We start from the raw sequence: 11406 nt of genomic DNA, 5'->3' as shown, positions 1-11406 counted from the left end.
AACTGTTCTGCTATGCTCTGGCGAGCAGCCTGGGCACAGCCTTGAAACAGGGGCTTTTCCGGCGCATCTGGGAAAAATTCCGCAACCGGAGAGTTCCCATGTTCGAATCCCTCGGCTTCGAGACCCTGACCGCCCCGCAAGTCGCCGTCTTCTTCGCGCTAGCGCTGGGCGCCCTGTTCGGCCTGCTGGCAGAGCGGACGAAGTTCTGTTTCCGCCGCGGGCTGGTGGGCGAGGACCGCAGGCAGGCACTGGGCGTCTGGCTGACCGCGCTGGCGGTGGCGATCCTTGGCACGCAAGGCGCCGTGGCCGCCGGGCTGATCGATTTCGCCGACCACCGCCTGTTGGTCTCGGACCTGCCCGTCGCGGCGATCCTGCTGGGCGGCGTGCTGTTCGGCGCGGGCATGGTGCTGGCGCGCGGCTGCGCATCGCGGCTGACGGTGCTCGCGGGCAGCGGCAACCTGCGCGCGCTGACCGTGCTGGCGGTCTTCGCCATCGTGGCCCATGCCACGCTGAAGGGGGTTCTGGCCCCGCTCCGCTCCGCGCTGGGCGCCTACACGATCCCGCTGGGAGACGGCGCGAGCCTCGCCGCACTGCCCGGCGGCGCGCCGGTGGTGGCGGCGCTGCTGGCGCTCGCCGCCCTGGCCTATGCGCTGCGCTCGGGCAACCGTCCCGGCACACTGATCGGCGCCGCCGCGCTGGGCGCGCTGGTGCCGCTGGGCTGGGTCAGCACGGGCTTTGTCCTCTATGACGATTTCGACCCGGTCGCTCTGCAAAGCCTCAGCTTCACGTCGCCCTGGGCCGAGGGCCTGTTCTGGGCGGTGGCCTCGACCTCGATCCCGGCCAGCTTCGGCGTCGGGCTGATCGGCGGCGTCATTGGCGGCGCGGCCCTGTCCGCGCTGGCCTCTGGCCGGTTCCAGTGGCAGAGCTTCACCTCGCCGCGCGAAACCGGGCGCTACCTGTCCGGCGCGGTGCTGATGGGTATCGGCGGCGTGCTGGCCGGCGGCTGCACCGTGGGCGCTGGCCTTGCCGGCATCCCCACCCTCTCGGCGGCCGCACTGCTGGCGCTGCTGGCCATCGCCGCCGGTGGCCTCGCCACCAACGCGGCTCTCGCGTCGCGCGAACCGCGCGCCTGGGCGCATCCAGCCGAGTAACGCGATCGTCGATACGGCAGGACGCGGCCCGGATCCCACTCCGGGCCGCTTCGCATTTCTCCGGTTCCAAGATACCAAGGGGGAGTCGCCCGTAAGGGCGATGGGGGCAGAGCTCCCGGCCTGCGCGGCCCAAGCGCAAACTTTCCTGCGCGCCGCAGGCGCACTGCTGGATCACCCCTTCACATGTCGGGGCCGGCGGACTCCACGTGGTGCCGGATGCGCCGGATCATCGCCCAGACCAGCAGCACCACTGGCACCGTGGCCATCGCCGTCAGCAGCCCCTTGCTGACCCCCAGAACATCGCCCAGCGGATACAGAAGGTAGCCCGCCAGCGAGACCGCGTAGTAGCTGATCGCCACCACCGACAGCCCCTCGACCGTCTTTTGCAGTTGCAACTGCAACTCGGCCCGCTTGTTCATGCTTTCCAGCAGTTGCTGGTTCTGCGCCGAGCGGTGCACCTCGACCCGGGTGCGCAGCAGGTCGGCGGCGCGGGTGGCCCGGCCCGCCATGCTGGCCAGCCGGTTCTCGGCGGATTTCACCGTGCGCATCGCGGGGTCGTAGCGCCGCATCATGAATTCGGCAAAGGTCTGCCGCCCGGCAAAACGTTCCTCGCGCAGCACTTCGATGCGCTGGCCGACAATGGCCTCATAGGCGCCGGTCGCGCCGAGGCGAAAGGCCACCTGCGCCGACAGGCTCTCCAGTTCCGCAGACACCGACAGCAGCGCCTTGAGCGTCTCCTCCTCGGCGCCGCCATGGGTCATCACGTCCATCAATCGGGTCAGTTCCTCGTCGATCTCGCCCATCCGCGACCCGATCGCGCGGACCCGGGAAAAGCCCAGCATGGACATGGTCTTGTAGGTCTCGATCTCGCACAGGCGCTGGACGATCCGTCCCACCCGCCGCTCGCCGATGCCATCGCGGGCAAAGACGGCAAAGCGCAGGTGCCCGGCCGGATCGATGCGGAAATCGCCCGCCACCACGGCCTCGTCGTCGATCACCCGGCTGACCGCCACGCTTTCCGGCACGAACCAGTCGTCCAGCGCGCGGCCGATCTGCGCCTCGTCGGGCCGCTTCTGCACCCGGATCATCGCCGAGGTCACGCGGACGCCGGGCGCCGCGTTCAGCCAGTCCTCGGGGAAGACCTCGAAATCGGTCGGATCAAAGGGCCGCTCGCCCACGCCCGACAGGAACACCGTGTAGGTCACGAATTCCGTGTGCTGTTCCCATTTCAGCACGTGCTGCCCGATCCGACCGGAGAAATGCGTGGCGCCCGGCTGCGGATGCGCTGTGCCATAGCGGTCCAGCAATGCGGTCAGATGCTCGAGGTCCAGCGCCCGGTCGCGCCCGGCGGCGTTCTTGGCCTTCTTGACCGCAAGGTAGACCGCCCGGCACGGCGCCGAGAGCGAGGGAAAGGGCCGGGCGTGCAGTTCGTTGGCAAGCCGGTAGCGGAGCGGGTGGTCCTGAATGGGCGGCATCGACGGCATCCCCTTGCGTTTACCCGCAACCTATCGCTGGGCGCCGGATTGTAAAGCGAAAAATCAAGCCGTTTCAACGTGTTACGGGGATGCAACGGTATACCGCACACACCGGCTCGCAAAATCCCGGCATTTCATGGGCTTACGCCGCGGCGCGGCGATAGCGGCTGCTCATGGTGTAATCCTTGCGCGGGCCGCGAACGCGCCAGGTGCAAGACCAGTCGGGCCAGGCCGAGAAATCGTAATCCGCGTCGTATTGGTCGGGGTCGCACCAATGTGCGGCCTGCCCGCCCTCGGGCGGCACCGCGTGAAAGAACCGCCCGTCGTCAAAGCGCACCGACAGGTCCGCCGCCCACAGGTAGCGCCGCTCGGCCTGGAAGGCGCCCTGCCCCGGCAGGATCAGCGTGCCGCTTTCCAGGCAGATCGCGCCATCGCCTTCGGTCCACCATGTGGCGCGTCCCTCGAACCGGGCGGCAGAGCCATCGGCGTGGCGGATGTCCCGCGCGATCTGCCAATCGCCCAGGAAATCCGCCAGTTGCCTGCGCCTCGCCTGCCCGTCCATGCCCTGCCCGCCTCCGTTCCGACGCCCGCCACCCTGCCCCGCCTCAGCGCCGGGTTCAACGCCGCGACCGGGGCAGATCGGCGCAAACCGGGGCATGCAGGCGTCGCGGCCCTTGTGGCGCGGGGCCGTGCGGCCTATGACGCCCGCGTTCCCGCTTCAGGAGGCTGCCCGATGATCCCCCGCTATTCCCGCCCCGACATGGTCGCCATCTGGTCGCCCGAGACCAAGTTCCGCATTTGGTTCGAGATCGAGGCCCATGCCTGCGACGCACAGGCCGCGCTGGGCGTGATCCCCAAGGCCAATGCCGAGGCCGTCTGGAAGGCGAAGGACGTGGAGTTCGACGTCGCCCGCATCGACGAGATCGAGGCCGTGACCAAGCACGACGTCATCGCCTTCCTGACCCACCTCGCCGAGATCATCGGCAATGACGAGGCGCGGTTCGTCCACCAGGGCATGACCTCGTCGGACGTGCTGGACACCACGCTGAACGTGCAGCTGGTCCGCGCCGCCGACATCCTACTGGCCGACATGGACAAGGTCCTCGACGCGCTCAAGCGCCGCGCCTACGAGCACAAGGACACCGTCCGCATCGGCCGCAGCCACGGCATCCACGCGGAACCGACAACGATGGGCCTGACCTTCGCCCGCTTCTATGCCGAGATGGACCGCGGCCGTCAGCGTCTGCTGCGCGCCCGCGAAGAGGTGGCGACCGGTGCGATTTCCGGCGCGGTCGGCACCTTCGCCAATATCGACCCGGCGGTCGAGGACCATGTCTGCAAGATGATGGGCCTGACGCCCGAGCCGATCAGCACGCAGGTCATCCCGCGCGACCGGCACGCCATGTTCTTTGCCACGCTGGGCGTCATCGCCTCGAGCATCGAGAACATCGCCATCGAGATTCGCCACATGCAGCGCACCGAGGTTCTGGAAGCCGAGGAATTCTTCTCGAAGGGTCAGAAGGGCTCCAGCGCCATGCCGCACAAGCGCAACCCGGTGCTGACCGAGAACCTGACCGGCCTCGCCCGGCTGGTGCGCATGGCGGTGATCCCGGCGATGGAGAACGTGGCGCTCTGGCACGAACGCGACATCTCGCACAGCTCGGTCGAGCGCGCCATCGGCCCCGACGCCACCGTCACGCTGGATTTCGCGCTGAACCGTCTGGCCGGCGTGATCGACAAGCTGGTGGTCTATCCCGAGACCATGATCAAGAACATGAACAAGTTCCGCGGGCTGGTGATGTCGCAGCGGGTGCTGCTGGCGCTGACGCAGGCGGGCGTCAGCCGCGAGGACGCCTATTCCCTCGTCCAGCGCAACGCGATGAAGGTCTGGGAACAGGGCAAGGACTTCAAGACCGAGCTGCTGGCCGACGAGGACGTGCGCAAGGCGCTGTCGGCGGAAGAGATCGAGGAGAAGTTCGACCTCGGCTATCACACCAAGCATGTCGACACGATCTTTGCCCGGGTTTTCGGCACCAGTTGACGGGGTCGTGAGGACCGGCGGGAATCCTTTTTGACGCAAGGGAAACCCGTGCTACCTTGCCGGTATCCAATCAGGGAGATGCTGATGAAAATGAAGGTTCTCGTGACGACCGCCCTGCTGGCATTGACGCCGGCACTGGCTTTCGCCGCCTGCGGCCATGAGCAGCAGGCCATGTCTTGTGCCGATGGCACGGTCTATGACGCCGCCACCGGCAGCTGCAAGGTGGTCACAGGCTGACACGCCCGCCATTCGGGTGTTGTCCGACAGGCGGCCTTCGGGCCGCCTTGTTCTTTTTCCGGGGCCGCTTTCCGGCCCGGCGCGCGGCGCTATCTGGTCGCGCATCGCTGAACAGGAGATGGCCCATGACCCTTTTCAAGACGGCGCTTGTCGCCGCATTTCTGCCCGTGATGGCGCTTGCCGCCGGATCGGACAGCACCTCGGCCCCGCAGCCGCCGCAATGCACCGATGGCAAGGTCTGGGACACCCAGAGCCAAAGCTGCGTCACTCCCAAGGATGCGCGGCTGGACGATGACGAGCGGATGCGTGCGATCCGCGCCTATGCCTATGACGGCCAGCTGGATGTCGCCTCGGCGATTCTCGACGCGATGGCCGATCCGCAGGCCGACATGGTGCTGACCTATCGCGGCTTTGTCGCCCGCAAGGCGGGCCGGATGGACGACGCGGCGCGCTGGTATGACGCCGCGCTGGTGCAGAACCCCGACAACCACCTGGCGCGCAGCTATCGCGCACAGGGCTGGGTCGAGACCGGCCGCGTGGACGAGGCGCGCGCCGAGCTGACGCAGATCCGCGTGCGCGGCGGGCGCGGCACCTGGGCCGAGGTCTCGCTGCGGCTGACGCTGGACCGCGGGCGCGGCTATTCCTACTGACGACCGGTCGGGCGGCGCGAATTCCGCCGCCCGACCGCCACGGGCTTAACCGAACCGAAACCAGCCCGGCGCTATCCGTTTACCAAGGCGGCAGAGTCCGCCGCGCCTGACGGAGCCCGCGCCATGACCAACCTCACCGCCTTTGCCCCTGCCCTGCCCGTGCCGGGGCGCGGCCCCGGCGGCCTGTCGCGCAAGGCGAAGGCCGCGATCATCGTGCAGTTCCTGCTGAACGAGGGGGCGGATGTGCCGCTGTCCTCGCTGCCCGAGGAACAGCAGGCGGAACTGACCCTGCTGCTGGGCAACATGCGCTACATCGACCGCGAGACGCTGAACACCGTCCTGCAGGAATTCACCGACGAGCTTGAACGCGTCGGCCTGTCCTTTCCCGGCGACATGGCAGGCGCGCTGGACGCGCTTGACGGCAAGATCAGCGCCCGCACCGCGATGCGCCTGCGCAAAGAGGCCGGCGTGCGCCAGACCGGCGACCCCTGGAGCCGGATCAACGCGCTGACGGTGGGACGGCTGGTCGAGATGGTCGAAAGCGAATCCGTCCAGATCGCGGCGGTGATGATGTCCAAGATCGACGTGGCCAAGGCGGCCGAGGTGCTGGCGAAACTGCCCGGCGACCGGGCGCGGCGCATTTCCTATGCAGTATCGATGACTGCAGGCGTGACCCCCGACGCGGTCGACCGCATCGGCCTGTCGCTGGCCGCGCAGTTGGATGCCGTGCCGCCGCAGGCCTTCAAGGCGCAGCCCCCCGAACGTCTGGGCGCGATCCTCAACTATAGCACATCAACGACGCGCGACGAACTGCTCGCCTCGCTGGAACAGGAGGACGCGGCCTTTGCCGAGGCGGTGCGCAAGTCGATCTTCACCTTCGCCAACATCCCGCAGCGTCTGAAGGCCACGGACGTGCCCAAGATCACCCGCGACGTGCCGCCGGACGTGCTGGCCACAGCCATCGCCGGCGCCACCAGCGACGAGGACCGCAAGGCGGTGGACTTCATCCTCGGGAACATGTCGCGCCGCATGGCAGACAACCTGCGGGAAGAGGCCGACGCCAAGGGCGCGGTCAAGCAGAAGCTCGCCGAAAAGGCCATGACGCAGATCGTCAACACGATCCGCGAACTGGTCAACGGCGGCGAGATCGAGTTCCGCAAGGAAGAGGAGGACGAGCAGGACTGACCCCGCGCCGGACCCTGCGGGACTTGCCCGCCAAAGGCACCTCGCCTAGAACGGCCCGACGGAACGGCGAGGCCCGGCCTTGAGCAAGAAGAACGCGCAATCCAAGGAAGACGACCGCGGCGGCTGGGGCGACTGGCTGAGCGACCTTGCGCTGCGCGGCCTCATCGGCGCGGTGCAGCTATTGCCTGTCCGGCCGCGCATGGACCTGGTCGGCTGGATCGTGCGCCGGGTCATCGCGCCGCCGCTGGGCTGGTACGACCGGGTCGAGGCGAATCTCGATCATGTCTGGCCCGGCACCCCGCCCGCGGAAAAGCGCCGCATCGCCACTGCCGCGATCGACAACCTTGGCCGCGCGATAATCGAGAATTACGACCCGCAGGAAATGAAGCGCCGCGGCGCGGCCTATCCGGTCACGGGCCCCGGCCTGCCCGCGCTCGAATCCGCCGCCGCCGAAGCCCGCCCCGTGCTGCTGATCTCCGGCCATTACGGCAGCCCGGTCTGCGCCCGCAGCGCCCTGATCGCCCGAGGGTTCCAGGTGGCGGGCCTGCTGCGGCCGCTGTCCAACCCCTATTCCAATGCGCGCTACATCCAGAACTACCGCGACGTGGGCGACCCCGTCTTCGTCCAGGGACGGCGCGGCACGATGGACCTGCTGCGCCACATCCGCGACGGCGGCATCGCCGCCATGGCCTTCGACGTGTTCGAAAGCTCGGGGCCCGCCATCGACTTTCTCGGCAAGCCCGCGCCCACAGCCCTGTCACCGGCGGAAATCGCGATCAAGACCGGCGCGCTACTGATCCCCTATTTCGGCATCCGCCGCGCCGACCGCTTTGGCTTTGACACCGTGATCGAGGAACCGGTCCCGCATGGCGAGCCGATCGACATGATGCGCGAGGTCACGCAAAGGCTGGAGGCGCGGATAAAGGCCGATCCCGGCCAGTGGATGTGGACCCACCGCCGCTGGAAGCCCGCCCGTCAGCGCAAGCGCGCCGCCGCAAGGATGGGGCCGTAACGGCGTTCCTGGAGCAAGACGACAACCGCGTCCCCGCCCGTCAGCGGCAGCACCGCCTCGAACGGGGTGCGTCCGTCCCAGGTGCCCGCGTTGCTCCACTCCGTCACGATATGCGTGTAGGACAGGTTCCGCCCGGCATTCTCGCCGGTGGCGATCGGCACGGTCTTGCCCTCGGCATAGCGCACCAGCATCACGTCCGACGGCGCGACCCCGGCGGGATCGATGGGACGCGCACGGATCGTCAGCCTGTCGCCGCTGCGCGAGATGTCCAGGTCAACGACCGCCGGCAGGTCGGCATGGCGGCGGATCAGGTCCGCCACCTTCATCGAGCGCGAGCCCACCACGTCATCCCTGCCGCCGATCACCATCTGCGGCGTGTAGATGCGCCAGTTGCCGGCGCGGGCATAGGCCTTTTGCCGATGGGTGTTCTCGGGCCGGGCGAACACATCCTTCCAGCCGATATAGTCCCAATAGTCGACGTGGTAGGCCAGCGGAATCACGTCCTCGACCCCGGCCAGTTCGGCCAGCAGCGCATCGGCCGGCGGGCAGGAGGAACAGCCCTGCGAGGTGAAAAGCTCGACCACCACGGGGCGGTCGTCTGCGGCCAATGCGCCCGACATGGCCGTCCAGATCGCGGCCGCAAAGATGATCGCCCTGTGCATGTCGTGCTCGATTCCCCGTTTCGTGCAGGTCTTTTTCCTATGCTTGGCACGTTGAAATGAACAATCAATGTTTTGCGAGAGGTCGTGACGCGCGACAATCCTGCCGACTTAGTGTGCAATGGTATACAAAAATCGTCGCACCCCCCTTGATCGGTGGCGGACCTTGGGGCAGATAGCGCGCAAGACATCCCGCAATCCGAACTCAGGGAGGCAAGCATGCCCATTACCGTCGGTCAGGACAGCGCCAAGACGCGCAAGACCCTCTCCGCTGGCGGCAAGACCGTCGCCTATTACTCGATCCCCGCGGCCGAGGCGGCCGGGCTCGGCGATTTCTCGAAACTGCCCGCCGCGCTGAAGGTGGTGCTCGAGAACATGCTGCGCTTCGAGGACGGCAAGACCGTCAACCTCGATGATATCCGCGCCTTCTCGGACTGGGCGAAGAACGGTGGCAAGGGCGACCGGGAACTGGCCTATCGCCCCGCGCGCGTGCTGATGCAGGACTTCACCGGCGTTCCGGCGGTGGTCGACCTGGCCGCGATGCGCGACGGCATCAAGGCGCTGGGCGGCGACCCGCAAAAGATCAACCCGCTGAACCCGGTCGACCTGGTCATCGACCACTCGGTGATGATCGACGAGTTCGGCAACCCGCGCGCCTTCCAGATGAACGTGGACCGCGAGTATGAGCGGAACATGGAGCGGTATACCTTCCTCAAGTGGGGCCAGAACGCGTTCGACAACTTCCGCGTGGTGCCCCCGGGCACCGGCATCTGCCACCAGGTGAACCTGGAATACCTGGCGCAGACCGTCTGGACCGACACGGATCAGAACGGCGAGACGGTGGCCTACCCCGACACGCTGGTGGGCACCGACAGCCACACGACGATGGTCAACGGCATGGCCGTCCTGGGCTGGGGCGTCGGCGGGATCGAGGCCGAGGCCGCGATGCTGGGCCAGCCGATCTCGATGCTGATCCCCGAGGTCGTCGGCTTCAAGCTGACCGGCCGGATGATCGAGGGCACCACCGGCACCGACCTGGTGCTGAAGGTCGTCGAGATGCTGCGCAAGAAGGGCGTGGTCAGCAAGTTCGTCGAGTTCTACGGCGAAGGTCTGGATCACCTGCCGCTGGCAGACCGTGCGACCATCGCCAACATGGCGCCGGAATACGGCGCGACCTGCGGCTTCTTCCCGATTGACGACGAGACGCTGCGCTACCTGCGCAACACCGGCCGCGACGAGGACCGGATCTCTCTGGTCGAGGCCTATGCCAAGGAGAACGGCTTCTGGCGCGGCGCGGACTACGCGCCGGTCTATACCGACACGCTGGAACTCGACATGGGCACCATCGTGCCCGCCATCTCGGGGCCGAAGCGTCCGCAGGATTACATCGCGCTCGACAAGGCCTCTTCGGCCTTCGGCGCCTATATCCGCGGCCAGCGCGAGGGCAAGGCACCCGCCGCCAAGGAAGCCGCCCGCTGGGAGGGTGAAGGCGGCCACACTGCGCCGGTCGACATTCCGGGCGACGAGGGCCACCACAAGCGCGGTTACGTCAAGACCGACGAGCATGGTTACCAGCTGCATGACGGCTCGATCGTGATCGCCTCGATCACCTCCTGCACCAACACGTCGAACCCCTACGTGATGATCGGCGCGGGCCTGGTGGCGCGCAAGGCGGCGGAACGCGGCCTGACGCGCAAGCCCTGGGTCAAGACCTCGCTGGCGCCGGGAAGCCAGGTGGTGTCGGCCTATCTCGAGGCCGCCGACCTGCAGAAGGATCTCGATGCGGTGGGTTTCAACCTGGTGGGCTATGGCTGCACCACCTGCATCGGCAACTCGGGCCCGCTGGCGCCCGAGATCAGCAAGTGCATCAATGAGAACGACCTGATCGCCACCGCGGTCCTGTCCGGCAACCGCAACTTCGAGGGCCGGATTTCCCCCGACGTGCGCGCCAACTACCTGGCCTCGCCGCCGCTGGTCGTGGCCTATGCGCTGGTGGGCGACATGAATGTCGACATCACCACGGCGTCGCTGGGCAAGGACAAGGACGGCAACGACGTCTACCTCAAGGACATCTGGCCGACCGCCAAGGAAGTCGCCGACCTCGTCGAGCAGACCGTGACACGCCAGGCGTTCCAGTCGAAATACGCCGACGTGTTCAAGGGCGATGAAAAGTGGCAGGGAGTCTCGGTTCCGCAGCAGGAAACCTATGACTGGCCGTCGACCTCGACCTATGTCCAGAACCCGCCCTATTTCCAGGGCATGTCGCCAGAGCCAGGCACGATCTCGAACATCGAGGGCGCGCGAGTGCTGGCACTGCTGGGCGACATGATCACCACCGACCACATCAGCCCGGCCGGTTCCTTCAAGGATACGACGCCCGCCGGCCAGTACCTGATCGAACGCCAGGTGCCCCAGCGCGAGTTCAACTCCTACGGATCGCGCCGCGGCAACCACGAGATCATGATGCGCGGCACCTTCGCCAACATCCGCATCAAGAACGAGATGCTGGACGGCGTCGAAGGCGGCTATACCAAGGGTCCGGATGGAAAGCAGACCTCGATCTTCGAGGCCGCAATGGCTTACCAGGCGGCCGGCATCCCGCTGGTGATCTTCGGCGGAGAGCAGTATGGCGCGGGCTCCTCGCGCGACTGGGCTGCCAAGGGCACGGCGCTGCTGGGCGTCAAGGCCGTTGTCGCCGAGAGCTTCGAGCGCATCCACCGTTCGAACCTGGTGGGCATGGGCGTCATCCCGTTCGAGTTCACCGGCGGCGACACGCGCAAGTCGCTGGGCCTGAAGGGGGACGAGACGATCTCGATCCACGGGCTCGACGACGTCAAGCCGCTGCAGGACACGCCCTGCACGATCACCTACGCGGACGGCTCGACCAAGGAAATCACGCTCAAGTGCCGGATCGATACGGCGATCGAGCGCGAATATGTCGAGCATGGCGGCGTGCTGCACTATGTGCTGCGCAACCTCGCCAAGGCGGCCTGACC

10 protein-coding genes are annotated in these 11406 nt (G+C 67.3%); 7 read left to right on the top strand and 3 right to left on the bottom strand.

The features are described from left to right. Positions 1-98 precede the first annotated feature (98 nt). Complete coding sequence (locus tag KB874_RS07200) at positions 99-1151, top strand: YeeE/YedE family protein (protein ID WP_212535896.1); 1053 nt, start codon at positions 99-101, stop codon at positions 1149-1151. A gap of 179 nt (positions 1152-1330) precedes the next feature. On the opposite strand, the gene KB874_RS07195 is transcribed toward KB874_RS07200, so the two are convergent. Beyond that, positions 1331-2626, bottom strand: a complete 1296-nt coding sequence (locus KB874_RS07195) for a DUF3422 family protein (RefSeq protein ID WP_212535895.1) — start codon at positions 2624-2626, stop codon at positions 1331-1333. A 142-nt stretch (positions 2627-2768) separates the two neighbouring features. After that, entirely contained in the window at positions 2769-3284 is a 516-nt protein-coding gene (locus KB874_RS07190) for a DUF6314 family protein (protein ID WP_346346516.1), read from the bottom strand. Positions 3285-3359: 75 nt separating this feature from the next. Here KB874_RS07190 and purB point away from each other — a divergent pair, with 75 nt between their 5' ends. The 5 genes from purB to KB874_RS07165 all read left to right on the top strand — a co-directional run bounded on the left by purB (position 3360) and on the right by KB874_RS07165 (position 7751). Further along, positions 3360-4667 (top strand): adenylosuccinate lyase, encoded by a 1308-nt coding sequence (gene purB, locus KB874_RS07185; protein WP_212535894.1) that lies wholly within the window; start codon positions 3360-3362, stop codon positions 4665-4667. An 84-nt stretch (positions 4668-4751) separates the two neighbouring features. Further along, the gene (locus tag KB874_RS07180) at positions 4752-4904 is read left to right on the top strand and encodes an adenylosuccinate lyase (RefSeq protein WP_212535893.1); all 153 of its coding nucleotides are present in this window, start codon (positions 4752-4754) and stop codon (positions 4902-4904) included. 125 nt (positions 4905-5029) lie between these two features. Then, positions 5030-5554, top strand: coding sequence for a tetratricopeptide repeat protein (locus tag KB874_RS07175; RefSeq protein ID WP_212535892.1), 525 nt, complete (start codon positions 5030-5032; stop codon positions 5552-5554). 123 nt (positions 5555-5677) lie between these two features. Further along, positions 5678-6739, top strand: a complete 1062-nt coding sequence (locus tag KB874_RS07170; RefSeq protein WP_212535891.1) for a flagellar motor switch protein FliG — start codon at positions 5678-5680, stop codon at positions 6737-6739. A 79-nt stretch (positions 6740-6818) separates the two neighbouring features. Further along, positions 6819-7751 carry a lysophospholipid acyltransferase family protein gene (locus tag KB874_RS07165; RefSeq protein ID WP_212535890.1) on the top strand — a complete coding sequence of 311 codons (933 nt, stop codon included), beginning with the start codon at positions 6819-6821 and terminating at the stop codon, positions 7749-7751. On the opposite strand, the gene KB874_RS07160 is transcribed toward KB874_RS07165, so the two are convergent. Further along, positions 7715-8413: a DUF1223 domain-containing protein gene (locus KB874_RS07160; protein ID WP_212535889.1), complete on the bottom strand. Its 699-nt coding sequence runs from the start codon at positions 8411-8413 to the stop codon at positions 7715-7717. The two genes, KB874_RS07165 and KB874_RS07160, sit on opposite strands and share 37 nt — an antisense overlap. A 216-nt stretch (positions 8414-8629) precedes the next feature. On the opposite strand from KB874_RS07160, the gene acnA reads away from it, so the two are divergent. Further along, the gene (gene acnA / locus KB874_RS07155; RefSeq protein WP_212535888.1) at positions 8630-11404 is read left to right on the top strand and encodes an aconitate hydratase AcnA; all 2775 of its coding nucleotides are present in this window, start codon (positions 8630-8632) and stop codon (positions 11402-11404) included. Positions 11405-11406: the final 2 nt, after the last annotated feature.

This window comes from Thetidibacter halocola, assembly GCF_018224955.1.
GTDB lineage: Bacteria > Pseudomonadota > Alphaproteobacteria > Rhodobacterales > Rhodobacteraceae > Thetidibacter > Thetidibacter halocola.
Note: the sequence above shows the minus strand (reverse complement) of the source record. Positions and strands in the feature narration are given on the sequence as shown.

Coding starts and splice junctions, on each gene's coding strand:
- KB874_RS07200 (WP_212535896.1), top strand. CDS start 99: ATGTTCGAATCCCTCGGCTTCGAGACCCTGACCGCCCCGCAAGTCGCC.
- KB874_RS07160 (WP_212535889.1), bottom strand. CDS start 8,413: ATGCACAGGGCGATCATCTTTGCGGCCGCGATCTGGACGGCCATGTCG.
- acnA (WP_212535888.1), top strand. CDS start 8,630: ATGCCCATTACCGTCGGTCAGGACAGCGCCAAGACGCGCAAGACCCTC.
- KB874_RS07170 (WP_212535891.1), top strand. CDS start 5,678: ATGACCAACCTCACCGCCTTTGCCCCTGCCCTGCCCGTGCCGGGGCGC.
- KB874_RS07190 (WP_346346516.1), bottom strand. CDS start 3,284: ATGCCCCGGTTTGCGCCGATCTGCCCCGGTCGCGGCGTTGAACCCGGC.
- KB874_RS07195 (WP_212535895.1), bottom strand. CDS start 2,626: ATGCCGCCCATTCAGGACCACCCGCTCCGCTACCGGCTTGCCAACGAA.
- KB874_RS07175 (WP_212535892.1), top strand. CDS start 5,030: ATGACCCTTTTCAAGACGGCGCTTGTCGCCGCATTTCTGCCCGTGATG.
- KB874_RS07180 (WP_212535893.1), top strand. CDS start 4,752: ATGAAAATGAAGGTTCTCGTGACGACCGCCCTGCTGGCATTGACGCCG.
- purB (WP_212535894.1), top strand. CDS start 3,360: ATGATCCCCCGCTATTCCCGCCCCGACATGGTCGCCATCTGGTCGCCC.